Consider the following 23,376-nt stretch of genomic DNA (forward strand, 5'->3'; position numbering starts at 1 on the left):
TTAAGCCCGCGTTATTGCTGAACCCTTCCGCAATGTCGCGGCAATTCCTGCCAATCCAGCCAGTGTTGCAAGCGCGCTACCGGCCAACCAGAAGCCTGCTAGGCCTGTTGCCCCCACCAACAACCAGAAGCTCTCCCGGTCCCGGAAAAGATAGCCATGAGAGAACTGACAGGCCAACGTCCAGCAAAAATGGGGCACAAATGCCAAATATACTGCTGTTTTTACATCGAAAATAGTCAGCAATCCCACGAGCAACGCGGCAACTCCAATCCCATCCGTCAGTCGAACAGCCACCTGCCCGACCCAATCGCGCGGTCTGGATGAAAAGTGCCGGGCATCGACAAAGCTACGCGCCGCAACCCAGCTGCGCAGACCCAGAAGGGCCGGTACAAGACACAAAGCAGCGATCGCGGGCCAAGAATTGGCCACCAACCCAACCGCACCGAGAGAAAAAACGCCGCCAACGGCCAGTGCCACCCCGGCCAAACGCGGCTTGCGCACTATCACCCTTGCGATGGGACCCACTGCCACGCGCGCCAGCACAGACTCATGCTCATCATGTCCAACACTCGAAAATGAGGTCGGCTCTTCCGGAGTTTCTGTGGTGACGAGTGACCATAGGCGTTTCTTCAGAAGATCGGGCGGTAACGCCTTCTCGCCAACACCTGCTGACCGGCCCGCACGAAGAAGCGCGGCTACCGGCTCGATATCATCGGGCAATGCGTCAAGCTGTTCGAGGACCCTGCCTGGCAAGACCATCGCGCCGGCCCAAGCCTTGTCGCGATCCAGACGCTCGTAACCTTCAGATGCTCCAGTCTCGGCAGGAACGGTAAGAATGACCGGCCCGTCGCGAAGCAGGTCGAGCGCGCTGGAATCTGTCAGCAACAACCCTTCGGTCAAGACAAGCAGCTCGTCCTGCTGGGTCAATGATCCCAGAATGCTGCGCCCTTGCCGGACCACTCGGAACTGCACATCGGCCTGTTCTGCAAGATGTTGCGCAGCGACTGCAACGGAATCTTGCTGAGGGGTGCTGAGCAGGATCCGCTCGCATCCCAAAGCCAATGCGACATCGACCTGGCGTTCGAGCAAGGACGGACCGGCAATGCGAACGGCGTTCGACGGGCCCGTTCCGGACGTCGTATCTAGCGACAACAAGGCTACACGCACCGCATGGCTCCCGCCCACTGCTTCCAGCGGTGGAATAGGCGGAGCGTGAAAAGCTGCCAAGCTGGCAGCCTCTCCCAATCCCAAACTTAGATTGCGGGATCGGCGTCGAAGTCTGTGAGGAAAGTGTCGATCTGACGCAGAACCACCGGATCACCCGGCGCCGCCTCGATTGCTTCGTCTGCCAGTAACATCAGCGGTTCGACATGAAAGCTTGCGGCAAGGCCCTTTATCCGCTGGGCGGCAACCACCCAGTTACCGTCGCAACGGGCACGGCGGAGCAGGTCGAGTTGCTGTTCCAGGCTCTCTCGAAATGCCAGGCGCAGCTCCGCATGCAGGGCTGCATCGTCCCCCGCAGCAGCGGCCAAAGTGGCCGAAAATGCACCATTCTCGAATGCCATTTGGCCACACCTAGGATCATCAAGGTTAAAGGAGGGTTTAAATACGGTTGGAAACTGATAGATTCCGCGCCATGAGCGGGGGTCATCATATTCGAGCCGTCGGTGCCACTGGCACTGGTGAGACGCCGAGCGGAGACGTGACTGAAGGTGCAGAAGTACCTGATTCACCTTATGAAACAAGCATAGACGAAGAATGGGATGACGACTGGTCGCAAGACTGGGATGACGCCCATTCTGCGCGAAACACACGCTGGATACTCCCGACCGTGGCTGCAACTGTCGCCTTGGCCTGGACCGGCTTTTTCGGCTGGGCCAATCGTGATGCCATGCTCGCCGGGGCGACTTCGCTGCAATGGATTGACTGGGTTGTCAGCTGGTCGGTGCCGGTATTGCTGATCGTTGCCCTCTGGCTCCTCGCCATGCGCAACAGCTCTCGCGAAGCGGCGCGGTTTGCTGATGCCGCAAGTGCGCTATCGACCGAAAGTGAGCGGCTTGAGTCACGATTGACCACGGTGAATCGCGAACTCAGCCTCGCCCGCGAGTTTCTGAGTTCGCAGGGTCTCGAACTGGAATCCTTCGGCAGGATCACGGGTGAACGTCTTTCGGAGCATGCGGTGACATTGCAATCGCTGGTTCAGACCAATGGCGCGCAGGTGGATCGGATCGCCGATGTCAGCGAGATTGCGCTCGAGAATATGGATCGCCTGCGCAATGACCTGCCGGTCATCGCCAATTCTGCGCGCGATGTCTCCAACCAGATCGGCAATGCGGGTGGCACCGCGCAGGAACAGCTCGACACGCTCGTCTCCGGGTTTGAGCGGCTCAACACGTTTGGCGAGGCGAGCGAGCGACAAGTCACGGCCCTGAGCGAGAAGGTTGACGCCACGCTGGCAGCTTTCGAAGCGCAAGCGACGCAAATGGAAGAAATTGCTGCGGCCCGCTTTACCGCATTGCGTGCAACGAGCGAGGACTTCCGCGCCGATCTCGACAGCCGCGAGGTCGATGTCCTTGCGGCTCTGCGGCGCCGGGCTGATCAACTGGCGCAAGAACTGGAAACATCGCGCGGTTCACTGGAAGATCAGGAAGAAGAGGCGCTCAAGTCGATGCGTGCCCGCCTGACGGGGCTCCGGACAGAGAGCGAAACCATTGCACGCTCGATCCGCGACGGGGAAGAAGAGGCCAAATCGCTCTGGATTGCCCAGATTGATAGCATGAAGACCCGTCTCGAAGAGGCTGTTGAACATATCCGCACGGTCGATGACCATGCATTGCAAACGGCCAACAAGAAACTGGCCGCCCTGCGCGACGAAGCCACACAGGTTGATGCGAAGCTGGCCCAGCGCGACAAGCTGTTCAACGAGCAGTTGGACAACCGCCGTTCCGAGATAGAGCAGCATCAGGCGGATGCACTGTCGGCCCTTGATGACCAGCTCGCAGCGATTGACGAGGCGATTGCCCGCCGGCGTGAGCATCAGGTCGAGCATTCAGAAGCTTTGCGCGCCAGCAGTGAGGATGTCGCTGCCAAAGTCGGCGAGTTGACCGGTCAGATCACCGCCCTGGCCAGCGAGAGCGAAGAAGCACAGCAACGCCTGCTGGAAACCTCCGCTGCCGCCGCCGAACGATTGGCAGGCGGACGTGAAGATCTGATAGCTTCCCAATCGGCTATTGAAGAATTGACCGAAGCCTCTGTGCGCTTGCTCGAACTGATCCAGGCCAGCGCTCAGCACAGCAAGGAAGATTTGCCCGCAGCGCTGGCCGAGGCGGAGCAACATCTCGTCTCTGCACGCGAGACGACAGAGGCTCTCAAGCTGATGCTGGAAGACGGGGCCGGTACGTCCGAAACGATCTCGAACTATGTCATCACCGCCCAGGAAAACGGCGCTGCGATGAATGCACGCGCTGATGAATTGCGAGAAAAACTGGCCCAGATCAACGTCGCCTATGGCGAGGAAGTCGAGACTCTGCGCAGCACACTCGCCGCTCTCGAAGAAGATGGCGAGCGAGTTTCTGGTACCGCTACTGTCGCCTTGCGCGAAGCGATCGCGGCGCTTGAGGAAAGAACCCGCGAAGCTCTGGCAACTGCCGCCGACCATAGCAGCGGAGAGATCGACAAGATCGCCGACGGCATTGCCGAACGCTCTGCGTCCGCGATTGACCGTGCTGTTCGTGAACAATCAGACAGCGCCATCGCTGAATTGGACGAGGCGGCGACCAGGTCTGCTGGCGCCGCACGAGAGGCTGCGGTGCAACTGCGCGATCAGCTCGCTCTGGTGAACGAACTCGCCGGAAACCTGGAAAACCGCGTGGCCTTGGCGCGCGAGCGGGCTGAGGAGCAAGTCGACAATGATTTCGCCCGGCGGGTCGCGTTGATCACCGAAGCGCTCAATTCCAACGCGATCGATATTGCAAAATCGCTCTCTACCGATGTGACGGACACCGCCTGGGCCAGCTATCTACGCGGTGACCGCGGCATCTTTACCCGCCGGGCTGTCGCCTTGCTCGACAGCACCGAAGCGCGAGAGATTGCCGAGCTGTACGACGCCGACAGCGATTTCCGCGACCATGTAAGCCGCTACATCCACGATTTCGAGGCGATGCTGCGCACTATGCTTTCCACTCGAGACGGCAACGCCATCGGCGTCACTCTGCTGAGTTCGGAAATGGGCAAGCTTTACGTCGCTCTGGCGCAGGCTATCGAACGGCTGCGCACCGAATAAACCCGCGCTTTAGCGTTTGAGATGCTCTGGCTTCTCGAAGATGTTGATCGCGTCCACCCCGATCCAACCATAGGTGTAATTGAGCACCCACAGCGTGGTTAGAACGACCGCAATGATCGTCGCCCGGATCAGCACGCGGCCAGGCCGGAAATTGGCAGGCGCGCTATCCGCCTGGCCCGGCACCTTGGGCAGGCCTGCTTCGTCATGGGTCTTGATGCCAAAGGGCAGCAGCACGAACGCGCTCATCACCCAGAACAGCGCATAGATTGCGATTATCGATGTCAGCGCCATGATCGCTTCACTTTCCTGCCAGCATCACTTTGACCTGCGGCTTCTTGCCAGACCAGCGCGTTGCGGCACGGCGGGCGGCCAAGCGGGCTGCCTCGACCACGGCTTCGCGATCGTTTGCGGCTTTGCCTTTCAATCTGCTCAACGCTTTCACCACGTCATTCTGCGCTTCGTCGACGAAATCGGAATAATCCTCATCTAGCGGCAGGCCGATGCCCTCGACTCGCGGATTACCCTTGGCATCGAGCACGACAATAACCAGCCCGTTATGGGCGAGACGGCGGCGCATCACGATGGAATCGCCATTGGCCGGCACGATGATGTCGCCATCAAGAATCAGTCGACCCGTTTCGACCTGAGCAATCCGACCTGGTTTCCCAGGCGCAAGCCGCACGATGTCACCATTGGACTGGAAGATCGTGTGTTCGATGCCCTCCGAACTGCCGAATCGCGCCTGTTCTTGCATGTGGCGAATTTCGCCATGCACCGGCACCAGGACATCAGGCCGGAGCCATTCATACAGCGCGGCCAGTTCCGGACGGCCCGGATGGCCGGAGACATGGATCATGCTCTGCCGGTCCGTGACCATTACGATGCCGCGCTCTGACAATCGGTTCTGGACTTTGCCGATACTGATCTCGTTACCGGGAATGTTTCGGCTGGAGAACAGCACCACATCGCCTTTGGTCAGTGCGAGCGGGTGGTTTTCCTCCGCGATCCGCGACAGGGCTGCGCGGGGCTCCCCCTGCCCTCCAGTGGCAACGATCATCACCTTGCCACGGGGCAGGCCCATGGCCGTGTCCCAATCGATTACGCCCGGGAAATCGGCCAGATAACCATTGGCCTGTGCCACTTCGATCATGCGATCCAGCGAGCGTCCGGCCACGCACAGCTCGCGCCCGGTTTCCTTGGCGACTTCGCCCAATGTCTGTAAACGGGCAACGTTGGAGGCAAAAGTGGTGACCAGAACGCGACGCCCGTCCCACTTCTTCACTTCTTCCAGCAGTCCCTGATAGACTGCGCCTTCCGATCCGCTCGCCTCTGGATTGAAGACATTGGTGGAATCGCAGACCAGCGCGAGGACACCCTCATCGCCAATCTCTCGCAGCTCTTCCTCAGTGGTCGGCTCTCCGATGATCGGGTCTTCATCCAGCTTCCAGTCGCCGGTATGGAATACTCGGCCGTAGGGCGTGTCGATCTGGAGCGCGTTCCCCTCGGCAATCGAGTGCGCCAGTGGCAGATAGGTGACGGAGAACGGCCCCAGCTGGATTTCGCCGTGATCTTCTTCGATGATGCGGACTTCCACTTCGCCCGCGATCCCCGCCTCTTCCAGCTTGCGCCGAACCAGTTCGGCAGTGAACGGGGTGGCATAGAGCGGCACACCCAGATCGGCGGCGAAATAGGGCACGGCGCCGATGTGATCCTCGTGCGCGTGGGTCAGAACAATGCCCAAAAGGTCGTCTGCACGTTCTTCGATAAAATCGAGATCGGCGAAGACCAATTCGGTGCCGGGATACTCGTTGGCGCCGAATGTCATGCCCAGATCGACCATCATCCACTTGCCATCGCAGCCGTAGAGATTGACGTTCATGCCAATCTCTGCCGAGCCGCCAAGGGCAAGGAACAGCAGTTCGTTTTCGGGCTTGTAGTTCTTTTTCACTTCGAGGCGTGCTCCGCGAGGATGGCGAGACCGTCGATCGTCAGATCGGCATCGACATGGTCAAAAATTTCGGTCTTTTCGTCGAACAAGATGGCCAGACCCCCGGTCGCGACGACTTTCGCCGGTCGACCAATCTCTGCGCGCATTCGCTCGATCAGCCCCTCCATCATGGCGACATGGGCCCAGAAAATACCGATTAGCATCTGGTCTTCCGTGTTGCGCCCGATCACGCTGGAACTGTCAGGAGCCCGAATGGCGATACGCGGCAACTTGGCCGTCTTGCCCACCAATGCATCGAGCGAGAGATTGATCCCGGGCGCGATGACACCGCCCTTGTAAGTCCCGTTGAAATCGATGGCCTCGAGCTTGGTCGCGGTGCCGAAATCAACCACGATCAGGTCACCGCCATACTTCTCGTGCGCCGCCAGAATGTTGAGCGCCCTGTCTGCGCCAAGTGAGCTGGGCTGGTCGACATCGATCGAAAACGGCCAAGCGGCCTTACCCTGCCCCGCCACGATCGGCGTGAGGTTGAAATACTTCTCACAAAGCACAGTAAGGTTGTGGTTCGCACGAGGGACAACCGAAGCAAAAATCACCTGAGTGATCTGTTCGCGCGGGACGCCTTCGATCTCGAGCAATTGTAGTAACCAGACAGCGTATTCATCACCGGTCCGGCGCGGATCGGTCGCAATCCGCCAACGCGCGCGGATTTCGCGGCTCCCAGAATCCAAATCGAATAGTGCGAATACAACGTTGGTGTTTCCGACATCTGCGGCAAGTAGCATTCTTCGTAGCTCCTTCAGGCGAGCATCACATCGCCAGCGTGGATGGCACGGACCGATCCATCCGCCAAGCGCAGCTGCATTGAACCTTCGCTATCTAGCCCGGCAAACTGACCGCTGATTGTTGCGCCATCGGGCTCATGAACGGAAAGCGGGGTGCCGATAGGGGTCCCTACGGCTTGCCAACGGCGGATTATCGGTTCGAGGCCATAGGTTCGCCACCGCTCCAGTTCCGTTGCGAGGGAAGAGGCCAAGCTGGTGGCGAAAGCATCCCGATCCGGGGCCGGCCCTCCCGAGGACAAGGCAATCGTTTCGCGATCCGGCAGGTCCGGCGCCGCCGCAAGGTTCACGCCAATGCCGATCACGACCGTGTCCCCTTCCCGTTCCAGCAGGATCCCGCACAATTTCGCGTCGCCCAGCAAAACGTCATTGGGCCATTTGAGCATCAATGCCGCTGGGTTGGGGCAATAGGGTTGGACCGCTTCATACACAGCCAGGCCGGTCACAAGGGCAAGAGTATGGGCCGCCGGGTCCGAAGCATGGGCGTGAACTACAGTCGAGCCCATGAAATTTCCGGTTCCATCGAACCAAGTCCGCCCTTGCCGCCCTCGCCCCGCAACTTGCCGGTCAGCGACCAGCCAGGCCCCTTCGGGCACACGTTCGCCAGCGCGAAGGCGCGCAATCAGATCGGCATTGGTGGAGCCGGTTTCGGCGACCGTATGGATCAAGAGGCAACGAACAGCGCGGCAGCCGCGCTATCGGTCAGGGTGCCGAGCCAGCGGGTCAGCAAATAGCCCAGCGGCGAAATGATCACCGCTGCGCCGCCAAGGAGCGCCCAGTGCGCCACATCCGCTTCGCCCGTAGCCCGGTCAACCGGTTCATCGAAGAACATCACTTTGACGAATTTGATGTAGTAAAACGCGCCGATCACGCTGGCTGCAATACCCAGGGCAGCAAGGATGATCATGTCAGCCTCGACAGCGGCCTGGAACACCACGAATTTGCCCCAGAAGCCCAGCAGCGGCGGAATGCCCGCGAGGCTGAACATCAGCAGCAACAGGCACCAGGCGAGCACAGGGCGCGTCGTAGAGAGGCCCGAAATGTCTTCGAACGTCTCCAGCGGCGTGCCTTCGCCGTCACGCAGCATGAGCAAGGCCACAAAGCTGCCCAGCGACATCACCACATAGATCGCGAGATAAGTCAGCATGGCGCTGAGACCTGCGACCGTCCCGGCAGCAAGACCGATCAGGATGAAGCCGACATTGTTGATCGACGAATAGGCAAGCAGGCGCTTGAGGTTGTTCTGTCCGATCGCACCAAGCGCGCCGAGAATGATCGAAGCGAGCGCCGCGAAAATGACGATCTGCTGCCACGCGTCGGTCTGTGCGCCGAAGGGATCGAGCGCCACGCGGGCTGTCAACGCAACCGCTGCCACTTTGGGTGCGGTGGCGAAGAAGGTAGTGACAGGTGTCGGCGCGCCTTCGTAGACGTCTGGCGTCCACATATGGAACGGCACCGCTGCAATCTTGAAGGCTAGGCCTGCCAGAACAAAGATCACCCCGAACAGCGCGCCGGTCGACATCTCACCGGTAAGTGCGCCACGGATGCCTTCGAAATCGGTGGTGCCGGTGAAGCCGTAGACCAGGCTCATGCCGTAAAGCAGGATGCCTGATGCCAGCGCACCCAGCACGAAGTACTTCAGCCCCGCCTCTGCAGAACGGGTGTCGTTCCGCAGGAAGCTGGCGAGAACGTAAGCCGCAAGGCTGTTGAGCTCGAGACCGATATAGAGCGTGATCAGATCTCCAGCAGAGACCATGATGCTCATACCCAAGGTCGCGAGAAGGACCAGCACCGGATATTCCGGTTTCATCGCCTTCAATCGGTCAAAAAACGCAGGCGCGATCATCAGGCAGCCAATCGCTGCGAGATAGATCAGGATCTTGGCGAAGCTGGCATAGGAATCCGCGATGAACTGCCCGCCAAAGGCAACCGTGTCTGGTCCGCTCGCGCCGCTGACCAGGGCCGGGGCGACCATGACGGCCGCTGCGCCCAGTGTCGTGGCTGCGAGGATGCTTACAAGCCGCGCTGTCTTGTCGCCGACATAAGCGGTGACAAGCACAAGGACCATGGCCGCGATCGCGATTACGATTTCGGGCAGGATCAGGTTCAGGGAAGCGCTCAATTCCATCAGTGCTCTCCCTCACCAGAATCATGGAACTCGATTGCGTTGGCGGCCTCTGCGCGAGGTTCGCCGGCCGCCAGCTTGGCATCACCTTCCGGCGCGGCACGGGCCACACGGGCTTCGAGAGCTGCAATGTCAGCACGCATCGGGGCGAGGAAACTTTCCGGATAGACGCCCATCCACAGCACAGCGGCTGCGATCGGCGCGAGCATAGCCCATTCACGGGCATTGAGGTCCTTCATCGCGGCAGCATCCTCATTGACCTGCGCACCAAATACGACCCGGCGATAGAGATAGAGCATGTAAGCTGCGCCCAGGATAATGCCCGTGGTCAAGAACAGCGTCACCGTGCTGGAGACCTGGTAGGTACCCGCCAGGCTAAGGAATTCCGCAACAAACCCGCTGGTACCCGGCAGACCGATGCTGGCCATGGTGAACAGCAAGAAGAAGATCGCGTATTTGGGCATATTGATCGCGAGCCCGCCATAGCGACTGATCTCGCGCGTATGCAGCCGGTCATAAATCACACCGACACACAGGAACAAGGCGCCCGATACCAGGCCGTGGCTGAGCATCACGATCATTGCGCCTTCGAGGCCCTGAATATTGAAAGCGAACAGGCCCGCCGTCACGATCGCCATATGCGCGACCGAGGAATAAGCGATCAGCTTCTTCATATCTTCCTGCACCAGCGCAACGAGCGAAGTGTAAATCACCGCCACCATCGACAGGCCGAAAATGAGCCACGTAAACTGCGCGGAAGCCTCCGGGAACATCGGCAGGCTGAAACGGATGAAACCGTATCCGCCGAGCTTGAGCAACACGCCCGCCAGGATAACCGAACCCGCGGTAGGCGCTTGAACGTGCGCGGCTGGCAGCCAGGTGTGGACCGGCCACATTGGCATCTTCACCGCGAAGCTGGCGAAGAAGGCCAGCCACAACCAAGTCTGAGCGCCCGGCGCGAAATCATATTGCATCAGCGTCGGGATGTCCGACGTGCCCGCAACATTCACCATCCAGAACATTGCGATCAGCATCAGGACCGATCCGATCAGCGTGTAGAGGAAGAATTTGAAGCTGGCATAAATCCGGTCTGCCCCGCCCCAGATGCCGATCAACAGATACATCGGGATCAGACCGGCTTCGAAGAAGATGTAGAACAGGAACAGGTCCTGCGCTGCAAACACGCCGATCATCAGAGTTTCGGTAATCAGCAGAGCGGCCATATATTCGCCGACCCGCTTCTGTATCGCTTCCCAGCTGGCCAGGATACAAATCGGCATCAGGAACACGCTGAGCATGATCAGAAGCATCGCAATACCATCGATGCCGAGCGCGTATTGGAAGCCTGCAAACAGGTCTGCCCGCTCGGTAAACTGCCATTGCGGCCCGCCGATTTCGTAACCGACCCACAGCGCAATGCCGAGGCCGAGATTGATCAGAGTCGCAACCAGCGCAATCATGCGTGCCGCGCTTGCCTCCACAAAGAAGCACAGCATGGCCGCAGCAAACGGCACCAGCAGCAAGGCGGTGAGAACGGGGAAACCTTCCATCACAGGAGCACCCATGTGACTGCCGCGACAATGCCAAGCAGCATCACCAGCGCATAAGAATAGAGATAGCCGGACTGGAACCGCTTGGCCGCGCCAGACCCCTTCATCACGACCCAGGCCGCGCCATCAGGGCCGAACCGGTCGATGATGCCGATGTCACCAATCTTCCAGAACTGGCGGCCGAACCAGAAGGCCGGCTTCACGAAGACGACATTGTAGAGCTCGTCGAAATACCACTTGTTGTAGAGGAAATGGTAGATCGGGCCGAGCTGCTCTGCCGTTTTCGCAGGGATCGATGTGTCCTTGATGTAGGCCATCCAGGCGATGAACAGGCCGGTTATCATAGATACCGTCGCGGTCAGCTTCACCCATAGCGGGACGGCGTGCAGCGCATGCATCAGGTTCTCGTTGAAGTAGATTGCATTGCCCCAGAAATCGGCGCCGTCAATAAAGTCGTATTTGAACACGAAGCCGGCAAAAATCGCGCCGATGCTTAGCACCACCAGCGGCGTCAACATGACCCAGGGGCTTTCATGCGGCGCGTAGCCACCCGTTGTGTCTTCGCCCGCCTCTTCCGGCGTCTTGTGGACGCTGTGCTGGATATGCTCGCTCTCGATCCAGCGCGGCTTGCCCCAGAACGTCAGGAACATCAGACGCCAGCTGTAGAAGCTGGTCAGAAGGGCGGCGAAAGCTCCGGCCCAGAAAGCGAAGTTGGCCATGGTGGTGCCGCGCGCAAAGGCGACTTCCAGAATAGCATCCTTGGAATAGAAACCGGCAAAGCCGAATACGCCCAGCACACCGACGCCGGTAATCGCCAGCGTACCGGCCATCATCGCCCAGAAAGTAATCGGAATCTTCTTCCGCAGACCGCCGTAATAGCGCATGTCTTGCTCGTGATGCATCGAATGGATCACGGAACCGGCACCCAGGAACAGCAGCGCCTTGAAGAAGGCATGCGTGAACAGGTGGAACATGGCGACGCCATAGGCCCCTACGCCGGCGGCAAAGAACATGTAGCCCAGCTGCGAACAGGTCGAATATGCGATAACGCGCTTGATATCCCACTGGGTGGTGCCGACCGTTGCAGCAAACAGGCAGGTCGCGGCTCCGATAAAGGTCACGATCGCCAGCGCGGTAGGCGCGGTTTCGAACATTGGTGACAGGCGGCACACCATGAAGACACCGGCGGTGACCATCGTGGCTGCATGAATCAGCGCCGAAACCGGGGTCGGTCCTTCCATCGCATCGGGAAGCCATGTGTGCAGGCCCAGCTGGGCTGATTTGCCCATCGCGCCGATGAACAGCAGGATGCACAGGATATCCATCGTGTAGAGGCGGTATCCGAGGAAACCGATCGTGCTGCCGCTCATCGCGGGTGCAGCAGCCAGGATTTCCGGAATGGATGTGGTTCCGAACACCAGGAAGGTGCCGAAGATGCCGAGCATGAAGCCCAGGTCACCCACACGGTTGACCACGAAGGCCTTGATCGCGGCAGCATTGGCCGTCGGCTTCTTGAACCAGAACCCGATCAGCAAGTAACTGGCGAGGCCCACCCCTTCCCAACCAAAGAACATCTGGACGAGGTTATCGGCGGTCACCAGCATCAGCATAGCAAAGGTGAAAAGGCTGAGATAAGCGAAGAAGCGCGGCTGGTCCGGATCTTCCTCCATATAGCCCCAGCTATACAGGTGGACGAGCGCGGAAACGCTGGTGATCACTACCAGCATCACGGCCGTCAGCGCATCGACCCGCAATTCCCAGTCAAAGCTGAGCGAGCCCGATTGCACCCATTGCAGCACCGGCACCACAGTCGCCTCGGCATTGCCCGAGAGGAACGCCATGAAGATCGGCCAACTCAGCGCGCACGACAGGAACAGCGCGCCCGTGGTAAGCAATTTGACTGGCGTATTGCCCAGTGCGCGGTTGCCCAACCCGCCAATAATGGCTGCAAGCAACGGTGCGAAAACGATGATCAGGATGGAGGACACTGGTTTATCCCTTCAGCCTGTCGACATCGTCGACTGCAATGGTGCCACGGCCACGGAAATAGATGACGAGAATGGCGAGCCCGATGGCCGCTTCACCCGCTGCCACGGTCAACACAAACATGGCGAAGATCTGCCCGGTCAGATCGCCCAGGAAAGCGCTGAACGCGACCAGATTGAGATTGACCGCCAACAAGATCAATTCGATCGCCATCAGGATGACGATAATGTTCTTGCGGTTGAGGAAAATGCCCAGCACGCCGAGCACGAACAGGATCGTGCTGACAACGATATAGTGTTCGATACCGATCACAGCTCGACCCCCTCACCAATAGTCGGTTGCTTCATCACCGTCGCATCTTCCGGGCGGCGGCTGACTTGCTTGCCGATGTTCTGGTGCCCGCGCGTATTGCCCAGGTCACGATGCGTCAGCACAATCGCGCCGATCATCGCCACCAGCAGGATCAGCCCCGCCCCCTCGAACAGGAACAGGTATTTGCCATACATCAGCGCGCCCAGGCTCTCGATATTGGTTTCACCCACTAGCGGAGCGGCGGAGCCATCGGGCGTGCCCAGCTCCAGGATACCCGCGCGATAGGCGCCGATGCCCAGCACCAGTTCGGCCAGCAAGACCAAGGCGATCAGGATGCCAAGCGGGAAGTTCTTGATGAAACCGGCCCGCAATTCGGCGAAATCGATGTCCAGCATCATCACCACGAACAGGAACAGCACCGCGACCGCGCCCACGTAAACAATTACCAGCAGCATCGCGATGAATTCGGCGCCCAGCAGCACCATCAGGCCCGCTGCATTGAAGAAGGCAAGGATCAGCCACAGCACCGAATGCACCGGATTGCGGCTCATAATCGTCATCACACCACTGGCGATTACCAGTGCCGCGAAGAGATAGAATGCGAAAACTTGGATCATGGTGCCCCGGTTCAGTCTGGCGCGCGGTTAGCGATACGGCGCGTCGGCTTCAAGGTTTGCGGCAATCGCCCGCTCCCACTTGTCACCATTGGCGAGCAGCTTGTGCTTGTCATACAGCAGCTCTTCACGCGTTTCGGTCGAATATTCGAAGTTTGGCCCTTCGACGATGGCATCCACCGGGCATGCTTCCTGGCAGAAGCCGCAATAGATGCATTTGGTCATGTCGATATCGTACCGCGTGGTCCGGCGGCTGCCGTCATCACGCGGTTCGCTTTCGATCGTGATCGCCTGCGCCGGGCACACCGCCTCGCACAGTTTGCACGCAATGCAGCGCTCTTCCCCGTTGGGATAACGACGCAGCGCATGCTCGCCGCGAAAACGCGGACTCAGCGGGTTCTTTTCGAACGGATAATTGATCGTCACCTTCGGCTTGAAGAAATACTTCAAGGTCAGCGCATGCGCCTTGAGGATTTCCCAAAGGGTGAAGGATTTGAGGAGTTGGGTTGCGGTGGTCATTTCTGCTTGTCCTCAAGCCTGCTAGCAACGCAAACGCCCCCTAGGGTCTCGGTTTGGTCTGAAGCCTGTTGCCTTGGCATATACAAAACTATCGAGAGTCCACTCAGCCGCCCGGTTTCAGGGTCGATGCCCGAGCTCAGCTGATGTCTGGTCATCTGAAACAATGCGGCGAAGTCACCTTGGCTGTCGAGTGATCGCACATACTCTTGACCAGCTATACGGCGAGGCTTGGCCTCGAACGAGAGCATTCGCTCAAACCGGCGATCACTTTTTTCGAGCACACGAAACTCGGGCTCAACGAATGGCACGTCTGTCGTTGTCTTCCAGAGACCTTCGTATTCTCCGACCACCGTCATGCGACCGCGCTTGACGATCTCTAACGGGAGTTTGTGGCCAGCTTCATCGACAATAGCGCAATCGTAATGGACCGACGCAATGTGATCGCTCAAGCGCTGCGCCGGCAGCGGGCTTGCAGTCGGCTGAAACAAAAGAACCAGAGCCTCGATCATCCGTAGTGCCCCGTGGCCATAAGATAGCCGCTAATCAGGAAAACAAACAGCAGGCTCATCGGCAGGAACACCTTCCATCCGAGCCGCATCAGCTGGTCGTAGCGGTACCGTGGTACCGTTCCCCAGATCCAGCTGAACATCAGGAAGAACAGGAAGGTTTTCAGCAGGAACCAGACGAAGCCCGGCACATAATAGAGCGGTGCCCAGTCGATCGGGGGCAGCCATCCGCCGAAGAACAGCAGCGTGTTGAGGCTGCACATCAGCAGGATGTTGGCATACTCGCCCAGCCAGAAGAGCGCGAAGCTCATCGAGCTGTATTCGGTCTGGTATCCGGCGACGAGCTCGCTTTCCGCCTCGGTCAGGTCGAATGGCGCGCGTTGCGTTTCGGCGAGGCAGGAAATGAAGAACAGCACCCACATCGGGAACAGCAACAGGTTGAAGAAATATCCGTTGACGATGCCGAGCCCGTGCCCGCGCTGCGCCTCGACAATTTCGCTCAGGTTGAAGGTACCAGCCCACAGCACCACGCAGATCAGGATGAAACCGATCGAGACCTCGTAAGAGATCATCTGGGCCGCGGCGCGCATGGCGGAGAAAAACGGATATTTCGAGTTACTCGCCCACCCGCTCATCACGATGCCGTAAACACCCAGCGAGCTTATCGCGAGAACATAGAGCAGCCCGACATTGATATCGGCCAGCACCATACCGGCATCGAACGGGATAACCGCCCACGCGACCAGGGCCACGGTGAAGGTGATGATCGGCGCGAGCAGGAAGATCACCTTGTTCGCAGCGCTGGGGATGATGGTTTCCTGCAGGAACACCTTCAGCCCGTCGGCAAAGCTTTGCAGCAGGCCGAGCGGACCAACCACGTTGGGTCCGCGCCGCAGCATAATCGCGCCCAGCACCTTGCGATCGACATAGATTACCATCGCGACCGCCAGCATCAACGGCAGAGCGATCAGCAGAATGCCAGCAATGGTCGCGGTCGCCCACGCCCATTCGTAATTCATGCCGAGGGATTGGAAGAATTCGGTCATTCTGCCGCCTCCGCCAGTTCATCCCCATGGAGCAGCTCTGCCGAGCATTGCTGCATCACCGCGCTAGCGCGGGCGATGGGGTTGGTGAGGTAGAAATCCTGGATCGGATAAGCAGTGATCGTACCCTCCGCCTTGGCCTTGCTGTCTGCCTTGGGCAGCTTGCCATAATCGGCGAGGCCCTCTTCGCCCAATGCAGGAACTTCCGCAATCATCGCGGCCTGCAATTCGGCGAAGCTGTCGAACCCGACCTCCACGCCCAGCGCATCGGCCAGCGCGCGCAGGATTGTCCAGTCTTCGCGGGCATCGCCGGGCGCGAACACGGCTTTCTCGGCATATTGCACGCGGCCTTCGGTGTTGACGTAGGTGCCATCCTTCTCGGCGTAGCTCGCCGCCGGCAAGATGATATCCGCCTGATGCGCGCCCTTGTCGCCGTGATGGCCGATATAAACCTTCAGCGCATCGGCAAATGGCTCGAAATCCATCTCGTCAGCGCCAAGGCACAGGATCACCGATGGCTTCGCCGCCACGATATCCGCCATACCGCCCTTTTGCGCATAGCCGAGCATCAGCCCGCCCATCCTGGCAGCCGAGAAATGCATCACGTTGAAGCCGTTCCAGCCATCCTTCACCAGCTTGTACTTGTCGGCGAAAGCAAGCCCGGCCCCGAGCGCACCCTTGGCCAGTGCAGCACCACCCATGATGATGGCCGGGCGCTCTGCCGCCTTGAAAGCATCTGCCGCGTCTTTCGGCAGCTTGGACAGGACAGACAGGTCTTCGCCCAGGAATGCCGCGGGGTAAGTCGGGTCCCAGTCAGGCCCGATCACGAACACCTTCGCGCCGCGCTTCACAGCCTTGCGAATGCGGACATTCACCAGCGCCGCCTCGTGGCGGATATTGCTACCGACGATCAGGATCGCATCGGCATTTTCCATGCCGGCAAAGGTCGTGTTGAAATTGACGGCGGCGAGGTTCGACACGTCATAATCCATGCCGGTCTGGCGGCCTTCGAGCAGCGTGCTGCCCATCGCGCCGAGCAGAGCCTTGGCTGCGAACATTGTCTCGCAATCGACCATATCGCCCGCGACTGCGGCAATGCTCTTGCCTGGCCCCGCTGCCTTGTGGGCCTTGGCGATGGCCTTGAAGGCTTCGTCCCACGTGGCAGGCTTCAGCCCGCCGCGCTTGCGCATGAAGACCTTGTCGAGGCGCCGTTTCTGCAAGCCATCGACCTGATAGCGGCCTTTGTCGCTCAACCACTCCTCGTTCACGTCATCATTGATGCGCGGTAGTGCGCGCATGACTTCGCGGCCTTTGGAATGCAGCGTGATATTCGCGCCGACCGCATCCGATACATCGATGCTGAGCGTTTTTTTCAGCTCCCACGGACGTGCTTCGAAGGCGTAAGGGCGCGATGTGAGCGCGCCGACAGGGCACAGGTCGATGACATTCGCGCTCAGCTCGTGCTCGGCCGCCTGTTCCAGATAGGTTGTGATCTGCATGTCTTCGCCGCGATAGATCGCACCGATTTCATCAACACCGGCGATTTCTTCGGAAAAGCGGACGCAACGGGTGCAATGGATGCATCGGGTCATGATCGTTTTGATCAGCGGGCCCATATATTTCTCGGTCACTGCGCGCTTGTTCATGTCGTAGCGCGAACCGCCACGGCCATAGGCGACGGCCTGGTCCTGCAAATCGCACTCGCCGCCCTGATCGCAAATCGGGCAATCGAGCGGATGGTTGATCAGCAGGAATTCCATCACGCCTTCGCGCGCGGTCTTCACCATCTCGCTGTCGGTGCGGATTTCCTGACCGTCGGCAGCGGGCAGCGCGCAGCTTGCCTGCGGTTTGGGCGGTCCCGGCTTCACTTCGACCAGACACATGCGGCAATTGCCCGCAATGCTCAGTCGCTCGTGATAGCAAAAGCGCGGGATTTCCTTGCCCGCAAGCTCCGCCGCCTGCAGCACGGTCGCGCCGTCCGGAACCTCGATTTCCTGTCCGTCTACGGTGACTTTAGGCATCGGTTTCTTCCTGTTTGTGGGCCTTGAGCGCGCCGAAAAGGCGGCCCATGCTCATCCCGTCAGTGTCTACGGGACACTTGGCAACACCTTCCTTGAGGGCCGCCAGAAATGCCTCCTGGCTTTCTGCGTCGCGAATCTTGCCGATCAAGTCAGGATCCTTCTCCGCAAGACACGCAACGAAAGCCGCCTCCTTGCCCTCAGCAGGCTCCGCAACTTGCGAAAGGGCCATCAGAGGCAAGGCAAATGTGAGCGCTAGCAGCTTCATTCCGCCGCCTCCGCAAACTGCGCGTTGTGCTCTTCGATCCGGCGTTCCAGCTCGGGGCGGAAGTGCTTGATCAGGCCCTGGATCGGCCACGCTGCTGCGTCGCCCAGCGCGCAAATGGTGTGGCCTTCGACCTGCTTGGTTACCTGATGCAGCATATCGATTTCCTCGATTGCAGCATCGCCGGTGCGCAGTCGTTCCATCATACGCCACATCCAGCCCGTGCCTTCGCGGCACGGCGTGCACTGGCCACAGGATTCATGCTTGTAGAAATAGCTGATCCGGCTGATCGCGCGAACAATATCGGTGGATTTGTCCATTACGATCACGGCCGCGGTACCGAGGCCGGAACCAACAGCTTTCAGCCCGTCAAAATCCATCGGTGCGGTGCGGATATCATGCGCAGGCACCAGCGGAACGGATGAGCCGCCAGGAATCACCGCCAGCAGATTGTCCCACCCGCCGCGAATGCCGCCGCAATGCTTCTCGATCAGCTCCTCGAACGGGATGCTCATCTCTTCTTCGACGACGCACGGCTTTTCGACATGCCCGCTGATCTGGAACAGCTTGGTGCCGTGATTGCCTTCATTGCCGAACCCGGCAAACCAAGCCCCGCCGCGCCGCAGGATCGTGGGGACGACCGCGATGCTCTCGACATTGTTGACCGTGGTTGGGCAGCCATAGAGGCCCGCGCCGGCCGGGAATGGCGGCTTGAGCCGTGGCTGGCCCTTCTTGCCCTCCAGACTTTCGATCATCGCGGTTTCTTCGCCGCAGATATAGGCGCCTGCACCGCGATGCATGAAGACTTCGAAATCATAGCCGCTGCCGCTGGCATTTTTGCCAATCAGGCCGGCATCATATGCTTCGTCAATCGCGGCCTGTAGAACTTCGGCTTCACGAATATATTCGCCGCGAATGTAGATATAGGCGGCGCGTGCGCGCATCGCGAAACCGGCGACCAGCGCGCCTTCGATCAGTTTGTGCGGATCGTGGCGGATAATCTCGCGATCCTTGCAGCTGCCCGGCTCGGATTCGTCAGCATTGATGACGAGAAAAGACGGGCGACCGTCTTTCGATTCCTTGGGCATGAACGACCATTTGAGGCCCGTGGGGAAGCCGGCCCCACCTCGCCCGCGCAGGCCGGAATCCTTGATTTCCTGAATGATCGAATCATTGCCACGTTCGATCAGGGCCTTGGTGTTGTCCCAGTCCCCGCGCGCCTGTGCTGCCTTGAGACCCCAATTCTGGAAGCCATAGACATTGGTGAAGATGCGATCCTTATCGGCCAGCATCGCTAGCTCCTGTCTTTCTCAACACTCTCAACTGGCGCAGCGCCAGCGCTTGAAACATCAAGCCCATACCCATCAGGCCAATGCCCAAGGGCCGTTCACCCGACGCGGCCAGATAGGCCCCGACGCCGAAGCCGACCATGCCGGCGATAGCCAAGGCGAGAACACCGCCCATCAGTCGGCCTCACCCGGATCGGCGGCTTCCGCAGCTTTCTTGCGGCCTTGCCAATGCAGGAACAGCATCGTGATGCCGCCGAACACATAGACAAAGCCGATGCTCTCGGCGTCGACGTAGAATGTACGCACGCCGAAAATGATGAAAAAGATTCCGCCGACCAGCAGGAGCAACTGCATTACCAGTCCCCCCGGTAATCGTGATTGGCGTCGACCATGTCCTTCAGCGTCGTCGGTCCGCCTGAAGGTTCCGACGTGTGCCGCCCCGGCTCCTGCGTCCCGGCCTTGGGTTGTTCGCCCTTGGCCAGCGCGTCGAGCACGGCATCGAGCCGCTCCACGGTCAGGTCTTCGTAATTGTCGTCATTGATCTGGACCATCGGCGCAGTGGCGCAATTGCCCATGCATTCGACTTCGGTGAGGGTCCAAAGGCCGTCTTCGGAGACCTTTCCCTTGGCCATTCCGCGCTTCTTGCAGGCGGAGATAATGTCATCGCTGCCGCGCAGCATGCAAGGCGTCGTGCCGCATACCTGGACGTGATATTTTCCAACCGGAACAAGGTTGTACATGAAATAGAAGGTGGCGACCTCGACCACGCGAATGATCGGCATGTCGAGATATTCGGCGACATATTCCATCACCGGCAGCGGCAACCAGCCCTGCGTCTCGGTCTCTTCACCAACCTGGCGCTGGGCCAGATCGAGCAATGGCATGACTGCCGATTTCTGGCGGCCTTCCGGATATTTGGCGATATGCTTGTCAGCAGCCGCCTTGTTCTCTTTCGTCCATTCGAAAGAGCTCCAGCGGTCCCGCAATTCAGGCGTATCTGGTGCTAGGTGGCGATCAGCCATTCGAAAGCCTCATTTGAAGATAGCGGCCGACATACAGCCCGATGACAGCGGCAAAGGCCGTCGAGAGAATTTCCTTCAGCGCCACCTCGCCATGAAACACAGCGAGATAGGCCGCGACGGCGGAGGCGAAGGCCGCAAAAGCTGCGACGAAGATGAAGAGTTCGCGGAGGATCATGAGTCACGCCGCCCTACTCTAGCCGCCGGAGCTGTGGGGCGTGCACATTCAGGCGTGTCGATCCTCGAATAACTCAGCTGCGCGAAAACATCGGGCGACGTCGCGCGATCGAGGCCGAGTACGAGCACATTGCTGTCACAGCCAGAGCGTTGGTTGGCGGCACTATCGCAGGTGTAGCTGATGCGAACGCGCGCGCCGGGACCTTGATCGGTTTCCCTTTTGATCTGTGTGCAGTCCGAAAGGCGTGCAATTAAGCCCGCTGCGGTAAGAGCGCTCCGATCGGTATCGTGAGCTGAGAAGCGCATGGATTCCAGAACGTCAGTATCGCCTGCAGCAATGGCTCGCTCGGCCCGCTCGACGATATTTGACGCCTCTGCGCCTCCAAGCAGCATCAAAACCGATGCGCAGACTCCATGCAAAATCACCGGTCACACTCCCCGAACACGATATCGAGCGCGCCAAGAATGGCGGTGGCGTCGGGCAGCATGTGGCCTTTGGACATGAAATCCATCGCCTGCAGGTGCGAGAACGCCGTCGGGCGGATTTTGCAGCGATACGGCTTGTTGCTGCCGTCGCTCACCAGATAAACGCCGAATTCACCCTTGGGGCTTTCGGTCGCGACGTAGACTTCGCCCGCAGGGACGTGGAAGCCCTCGGTATACAGCTTGAAGTGGTGGATCAGGCTTTCCATCGACTGCTTCATCTCTCCGCGCTTGGGCGGGGAGACTTTGCCATCGGTGCTGGCAACCGGGCCTTGCGGCATCTGCGCCAAGCACTGCCGGATGATCTTCGCACTCTCGCGCACTTCCTTCACCCGCACCATGAAGCGATCATAGCAATCCGAATTGGTGCCGACGGGAATGTCGAATTCCATCCGGTCATAGACATCGTAGGGCTGCGATTTGCGCAGGTCCCACGGCACGCCGGCCGCGCGGATCATTGGGCCGGAGAAGCCCCAGCGCACCGCATCATCCTTGCTCACGACGGCGATATCGACGTTGCGCTGTTTGAAGATGCGGTTGTCCATCACCAGGCTCATCGCGTCGTCGAACAGCTGGAAGAACCGGTTGTCGAGCCATTCGCCGATATCGACGAGCAGTTTTTCCGGCACATCCTGGTGCACGCCGCCGGGACGGAACCAGGCGCTGTGCATGCGCGCACCGCTGGCCCGCTCGAAAAAGTTCATGCAATCTTCGCGCAGGTCCATGATCCACAGGTTCGGCGTGAACGCACCCACATCGAGGATATGCGCGCCCATATTGAGCATGTGATTGGAAATGCGCGTCAATTCGGCGAACAGCACGCGCAGATACTGGGCCCGTTCGGGCACTTCGACATTGAGCAGCTTCTCGATTGCGAGGACGTAGCTGTGTTCCTGGCACAGCGGCGAACAGTAATCGAGGCGGTCGAAATAGGGGAGCGCCTGGAGGTAGGTCTTGTGCTCGATCAGCTTTTCCGTGCCGCGGTGCAGCAGGCCGACATGCGGATCGATCCGTTCGATGATCTCGCCATCCAGCTCCATCACCATTCGCAAAACGCCGTGTGCGGCGGGGTGCTGGGGGCCGAAATTGAGCGTGTAGTTGGAAATTACATCGCCATCAGTGGTCGGTGATTCTTCGAGTTGAACGCTCATCCGCAAATCCATTCGCCGCTGAAATTCTGGGTCTGTCCGGCCGCATCTGTCACCACCACATTGGCCTGGCTGCGGGTGGCGTTACCGGCAATCGGGGCGACGCTGATGCTGACCCCATCGGCACCGAACGTGGTCCCGGCCTTGATCGCATCGAGCCCGCCTGCCGCATCAACCACGACCAGCTCTCCGCCGACGCGGATCACGCCCTTGCCGCCCTGTATATTGCCCGATGTGAACAGCACTTCGCGCCCGACATCCTGAAACACACAGCCGCCATCGCGCTGGCCAAGATCGACTGTGCCGATATCGCCCAACCGTTCAAGCTGCTTCACATCAGCGCCAGCGGGAACACTCTGGACCGCAGCATTGGCGATCGGAGCCTGCGCACCGTTAGTATCCTGAGCCTGAGCAGCAGGAGCCGCACCCTGCACCCCGCCAATACGGTCCGCAAAGTCTTGCGCGCTCTGGGGCTCGCCTTGCTCGGAGCAGGCAGCCAGAACCATCAGGGATGCTGCGACAAACAGGCGAGTCACTTGTCCACTCCCTTGGCAGCCTTCTCTTCGGCTTTCTTCCCTGCGCCAGTATCTTTGGGGCCCTCGGTCACCTTTGGCTTGTCGACATCCGGCACGTCGGCCTTCTCGTCACCCGGCAGCTGATAATCGGCTCCTTCCCACGGCGAGAGGAAATCGAAGCTGCGCAAATCCTGCGCGAGCTCGACCGGCTCGTAGACAACGCGCTTTTCCTCTTCGGAGTAACGCAGCTCGGTATATCCGGTCAGCGGGAAATCCTTGCGGAAGGGATGCCCTTCGAAACCATAGTCGGTCAGGATGCGGCGCAGGTCGGTGTTGCCATCGAACAGTACGCCATACATGTCGAACACTTCACGCTCGAGCCAGCCGGCATTGGGCCACAGGGTCGTAATGGTCGGGACCGGCGTCGTCTCGTCGGTACATACCTTCACCATCACGCGGTGGTTCTTGGTCAGGCTGAGCAGCATATAGACGACTTCGAACCGCTCGGCACGCTCGGGGAAATCGACCCCGGCCATTTCCATCATCTGCTGGTAATCGTAATCGTCGCGCAGGGTACGCAGCGCGTTCTCAATCTGGTCCCGCTCGACCGTGATCGATATCTCGCCATGCTCTTCCTGCGAAGAGACAACCATATCGCCAAGCGCCGCGACCAGCGTGTCGCGCACGCCTTCGTTGGAGGCGAATTTCGGAGCGGAGTGAACAACAGCCATGCCC

The 23,376-nt window shown here is 59.6% G+C and carries 25 protein-coding genes; 1 reads left to right on the top strand and 24 read right to left on the bottom strand.

What is annotated here, in order from left to right; genetic code table 11:
• Positions 1 to 1,227 carry a hypothetical protein gene (locus ABD653_RS02965; RefSeq protein ID WP_160779783.1) on the bottom strand — a complete coding sequence of 409 codons (1,227 nt, stop codon included), beginning with the start codon at positions 1,225 to 1,227 and terminating at the stop codon, positions 1 to 3.
• A 26-nt stretch (positions 1,228 to 1,253) separates the two neighbouring features.
• Positions 1,254 to 1,565, bottom strand: a complete 312-nt coding sequence (locus tag ABD653_RS02970) for an Hpt domain-containing protein (RefSeq protein WP_160779784.1) — start codon at positions 1,563 to 1,565, stop codon at positions 1,254 to 1,256.
• Between the two features lie 71 nt (positions 1,566 to 1,636).
• Between ABD653_RS02970 and ABD653_RS02975 the strand changes: the two genes are divergently transcribed.
• Positions 1,637 to 4,282, top strand: coding sequence for a coiled-coil domain-containing protein (locus tag ABD653_RS02975; protein ID WP_160779785.1), 2,646 nt, complete (start codon positions 1,637 to 1,639; stop codon positions 4,280 to 4,282).
• Positions 4,283 to 4,291: 9 nt separating this feature from the next.
• Here the strand turns inward: ABD653_RS02975 and ABD653_RS02980 are convergent, their stop codons facing one another.
• The 22 genes from ABD653_RS02980 to ABD653_RS03085 form a co-directional block, all read right to left on the bottom strand.
• Positions 4,292 to 4,573: a DUF1467 family protein gene (locus ABD653_RS02980; RefSeq protein ID WP_160779786.1), complete on the bottom strand. Its 282-nt coding sequence runs from the start codon at positions 4,571 to 4,573 to the stop codon at positions 4,292 to 4,294.
• A gap of 7 nt (positions 4,574 to 4,580) precedes the next feature.
• Positions 4,581 to 6,230: a ribonuclease J gene (locus ABD653_RS02985; protein ID WP_325065405.1), complete on the bottom strand. Its 1,650-nt coding sequence runs from the start codon at positions 6,228 to 6,230 to the stop codon at positions 4,581 to 4,583.
• On the bottom strand, positions 6,227 to 7,015 hold the full coding sequence (locus tag ABD653_RS02990) for a type III pantothenate kinase (protein WP_160779787.1): 789 nt from the start codon (positions 7,013 to 7,015) through the stop codon (positions 6,227 to 6,229). The genes ABD653_RS02985 and ABD653_RS02990 overlap by 4 nt, the downstream gene beginning before the upstream one ends.
• Before the next feature lie 14 nt (positions 7,016 to 7,029).
• Positions 7,030 to 7,740: a biotin--[acetyl-CoA-carboxylase] ligase gene (locus ABD653_RS02995; RefSeq protein ID WP_160779788.1), complete on the bottom strand. Its 711-nt coding sequence runs from the start codon at positions 7,738 to 7,740 to the stop codon at positions 7,030 to 7,032.
• Complete coding sequence (nuoN, locus tag ABD653_RS03000; RefSeq protein WP_160779789.1) at positions 7,737 to 9,200, bottom strand: NADH-quinone oxidoreductase subunit NuoN; 1,464 nt, start codon at positions 9,198 to 9,200, stop codon at positions 7,737 to 7,739. Before nuoN ends, ABD653_RS02995 begins: the two co-directional genes overlap by 4 nt.
• Positions 9,200 to 10,747: an NADH-quinone oxidoreductase subunit M gene (locus tag ABD653_RS03005; RefSeq protein WP_160780470.1), complete on the bottom strand. Its 1,548-nt coding sequence runs from the start codon at positions 10,745 to 10,747 to the stop codon at positions 9,200 to 9,202. The genes nuoN and ABD653_RS03005 overlap by 1 nt, the downstream gene beginning before the upstream one ends.
• Positions 10,747 to 12,735: an NADH-quinone oxidoreductase subunit L gene (nuoL, locus tag ABD653_RS03010; protein WP_160779790.1), complete on the bottom strand. Its 1,989-nt coding sequence runs from the start codon at positions 12,733 to 12,735 to the stop codon at positions 10,747 to 10,749. The genes ABD653_RS03005 and nuoL overlap by 1 nt, the downstream gene beginning before the upstream one ends.
• Positions 12,736 to 12,739: 4 nt before the next feature.
• On the bottom strand, positions 12,740 to 13,045 hold the full coding sequence (nuoK, locus tag ABD653_RS03015) for an NADH-quinone oxidoreductase subunit NuoK (RefSeq protein WP_160779791.1): 306 nt from the start codon (positions 13,043 to 13,045) through the stop codon (positions 12,740 to 12,742).
• The gene (locus tag ABD653_RS03020; RefSeq protein WP_160779792.1) at positions 13,042 to 13,662 is read right to left on the bottom strand and encodes an NADH-quinone oxidoreductase subunit J; all 621 of its coding nucleotides are present in this window, start codon (positions 13,660 to 13,662) and stop codon (positions 13,042 to 13,044) included. The genes nuoK and ABD653_RS03020 overlap by 4 nt, the downstream gene beginning before the upstream one ends.
• A 27-nt stretch (positions 13,663 to 13,689) precedes the next feature.
• Complete coding sequence (nuoI, locus tag ABD653_RS03025) at positions 13,690 to 14,178, bottom strand: NADH-quinone oxidoreductase subunit NuoI (protein WP_160779793.1); 489 nt, start codon at positions 14,176 to 14,178, stop codon at positions 13,690 to 13,692.
• Positions 14,175 to 14,687, bottom strand: coding sequence for a hypothetical protein (locus ABD653_RS03030; protein ID WP_160779794.1), 513 nt, complete (start codon positions 14,685 to 14,687; stop codon positions 14,175 to 14,177). Before ABD653_RS03030 ends, nuoI begins: the two co-directional genes overlap by 4 nt.
• A complete protein-coding gene (nuoH, locus tag ABD653_RS03035; RefSeq protein ID WP_160779795.1) occupies positions 14,684 to 15,730 on the bottom strand; it encodes an NADH-quinone oxidoreductase subunit NuoH in 1,047 nt (348 codons plus the stop codon). Before nuoH ends, ABD653_RS03030 begins: the two co-directional genes overlap by 4 nt.
• Positions 15,727 to 17,748, bottom strand: coding sequence for an NADH-quinone oxidoreductase subunit NuoG (nuoG, locus tag ABD653_RS03040; RefSeq protein ID WP_160779796.1), 2,022 nt, complete (start codon positions 17,746 to 17,748; stop codon positions 15,727 to 15,729). The genes nuoH and nuoG overlap by 4 nt, the downstream gene beginning before the upstream one ends.
• Positions 17,741 to 18,013 carry a hypothetical protein gene (locus ABD653_RS03045; RefSeq protein ID WP_160779797.1) on the bottom strand — a complete coding sequence of 91 codons (273 nt, stop codon included), beginning with the start codon at positions 18,011 to 18,013 and terminating at the stop codon, positions 17,741 to 17,743. The genes nuoG and ABD653_RS03045 overlap by 8 nt, the downstream gene beginning before the upstream one ends.
• Positions 18,010 to 19,302, bottom strand: coding sequence for an NADH-quinone oxidoreductase subunit NuoF (gene nuoF / locus ABD653_RS03050; RefSeq protein ID WP_160779798.1), 1,293 nt, complete (start codon positions 19,300 to 19,302; stop codon positions 18,010 to 18,012). Before nuoF ends, ABD653_RS03045 begins: the two co-directional genes overlap by 4 nt.
• Complete coding sequence (locus ABD653_RS03055) at positions 19,289 to 19,474, bottom strand: hypothetical protein (protein ID WP_234032196.1); 186 nt, start codon at positions 19,472 to 19,474, stop codon at positions 19,289 to 19,291. The genes nuoF and ABD653_RS03055 overlap by 14 nt, the downstream gene beginning before the upstream one ends.
• Positions 19,474 to 19,653, bottom strand: a complete 180-nt coding sequence (locus ABD653_RS03060; protein WP_160779799.1) for a hypothetical protein — start codon at positions 19,651 to 19,653, stop codon at positions 19,474 to 19,476. The genes ABD653_RS03055 and ABD653_RS03060 overlap by 1 nt, the downstream gene beginning before the upstream one ends.
• Complete coding sequence (gene nuoE, locus ABD653_RS03065) at positions 19,653 to 20,321, bottom strand: NADH-quinone oxidoreductase subunit NuoE (protein WP_160779800.1); 669 nt, start codon at positions 20,319 to 20,321, stop codon at positions 19,653 to 19,655. The genes ABD653_RS03060 and nuoE overlap by 1 nt, the downstream gene beginning before the upstream one ends.
• Positions 20,314 to 20,496, bottom strand: a complete 183-nt coding sequence (locus ABD653_RS03070) for a hypothetical protein (protein ID WP_160779801.1) — start codon at positions 20,494 to 20,496, stop codon at positions 20,314 to 20,316. The genes nuoE and ABD653_RS03070 overlap by 8 nt, the downstream gene beginning before the upstream one ends.
• Positions 20,497 to 20,917: 421 nt before the next feature.
• On the bottom strand, positions 20,918 to 22,129 hold the full coding sequence (locus tag ABD653_RS03075; RefSeq protein ID WP_160779802.1) for an NADH-quinone oxidoreductase subunit D: 1,212 nt from the start codon (positions 22,127 to 22,129) through the stop codon (positions 20,918 to 20,920).
• On the bottom strand, positions 22,126 to 22,662 hold the full coding sequence (locus tag ABD653_RS03080) for a hypothetical protein (protein WP_160779803.1): 537 nt from the start codon (positions 22,660 to 22,662) through the stop codon (positions 22,126 to 22,128). Before ABD653_RS03080 ends, ABD653_RS03075 begins: the two co-directional genes overlap by 4 nt.
• Complete coding sequence (locus tag ABD653_RS03085; RefSeq protein ID WP_160779804.1) at positions 22,659 to 23,372, bottom strand: NADH-quinone oxidoreductase subunit C; 714 nt, start codon at positions 23,370 to 23,372, stop codon at positions 22,659 to 22,661. Before ABD653_RS03085 ends, ABD653_RS03080 begins: the two co-directional genes overlap by 4 nt.
• Positions 23,373 to 23,376 lie beyond the last annotated feature (4 nt).

It is taken from the genome of Parerythrobacter jejuensis (genome assembly GCF_039536765.1).
In the GTDB taxonomy this organism is placed as follows: Bacteria; Pseudomonadota; Alphaproteobacteria; order Sphingomonadales; family Sphingomonadaceae; genus Parerythrobacter; species Parerythrobacter jejuensis.

What these genes read in the sequence shown, in the direction of transcription:
- ABD653_RS02975 (WP_160779785.1), top strand. Translation starts at nt 1,637, where the DNA reads ATGAGCGGGGGTCATCATATTCGAGCCGTCGGTGCCACTGGCACTGGT.
- nuoF (WP_160779798.1), bottom strand. Translation starts at nt 19,302, where the DNA reads ATGCTGGCCGATAAGGATCGCATCTTCACCAATGTCTATGGCTTCCAG.
- ABD653_RS03085 (WP_160779804.1), bottom strand. Translation starts at nt 23,372, where the DNA reads ATGGCTGTTGTTCACTCCGCTCCGAAATTCGCCTCCAACGAAGGCGTG.
- ABD653_RS03075 (WP_160779802.1), bottom strand. Translation starts at nt 22,129, where the DNA reads ATGAGCGTTCAACTCGAAGAATCACCGACCACTGATGGCGATGTAATT.
- ABD653_RS02980 (WP_160779786.1), bottom strand. Translation starts at nt 4,573, where the DNA reads ATGGCGCTGACATCGATAATCGCAATCTATGCGCTGTTCTGGGTGATG.
- ABD653_RS02970 (WP_160779784.1), bottom strand. Translation starts at nt 1,565, where the DNA reads ATGGCATTCGAGAATGGTGCATTTTCGGCCACTTTGGCCGCTGCTGCG.
- nuoN (WP_160779789.1), bottom strand. Translation starts at nt 9,200, where the DNA reads ATGGAATTGAGCGCTTCCCTGAACCTGATCCTGCCCGAAATCGTAATC.
- ABD653_RS03060 (WP_160779799.1), bottom strand. Translation starts at nt 19,653, where the DNA reads ATGCAGTTGCTCCTGCTGGTCGGCGGAATCTTTTTCATCATTTTCGGC.
- ABD653_RS03055 (WP_234032196.1), bottom strand. Translation starts at nt 19,474, where the DNA reads ATGGGCGGTGTTCTCGCCTTGGCTATCGCCGGCATGGTCGGCTTCGGC.
- nuoH (WP_160779795.1), bottom strand. Translation starts at nt 15,730, where the DNA reads ATGACCGAATTCTTCCAATCCCTCGGCATGAATTACGAATGGGCGTGG.
- nuoE (WP_160779800.1), bottom strand. Translation starts at nt 20,321, where the DNA reads ATGGCTGATCGCCACCTAGCACCAGATACGCCTGAATTGCGGGACCGC.
- nuoI (WP_160779793.1), bottom strand. Translation starts at nt 14,178, where the DNA reads ATGACCACCGCAACCCAACTCCTCAAATCCTTCACCCTTTGGGAAATC.
- ABD653_RS02990 (WP_160779787.1), bottom strand. Translation starts at nt 7,015, where the DNA reads ATGCTACTTGCCGCAGATGTCGGAAACACCAACGTTGTATTCGCACTA.
- nuoG (WP_160779796.1), bottom strand. Translation starts at nt 17,748, where the DNA reads ATGCCTAAAGTCACCGTAGACGGACAGGAAATCGAGGTTCCGGACGGC.
- ABD653_RS03045 (WP_160779797.1), bottom strand. Translation starts at nt 18,013, where the DNA reads ATGAAGCTGCTAGCGCTCACATTTGCCTTGCCTCTGATGGCCCTTTCG.
- ABD653_RS03030 (WP_160779794.1), bottom strand. Translation starts at nt 14,687, where the DNA reads ATGATCGAGGCTCTGGTTCTTTTGTTTCAGCCGACTGCAAGCCCGCTG.
- ABD653_RS03020 (WP_160779792.1), bottom strand. Translation starts at nt 13,662, where the DNA reads ATGATCCAAGTTTTCGCATTCTATCTCTTCGCGGCACTGGTAATCGCC.
- ABD653_RS03005 (WP_160780470.1), bottom strand. Translation starts at nt 10,747, where the DNA reads ATGGAAGGTTTCCCCGTTCTCACCGCCTTGCTGCTGGTGCCGTTTGCT.
- ABD653_RS03070 (WP_160779801.1), bottom strand. Translation starts at nt 20,496, where the DNA reads ATGATCCTCCGCGAACTCTTCATCTTCGTCGCAGCTTTTGCGGCCTTC.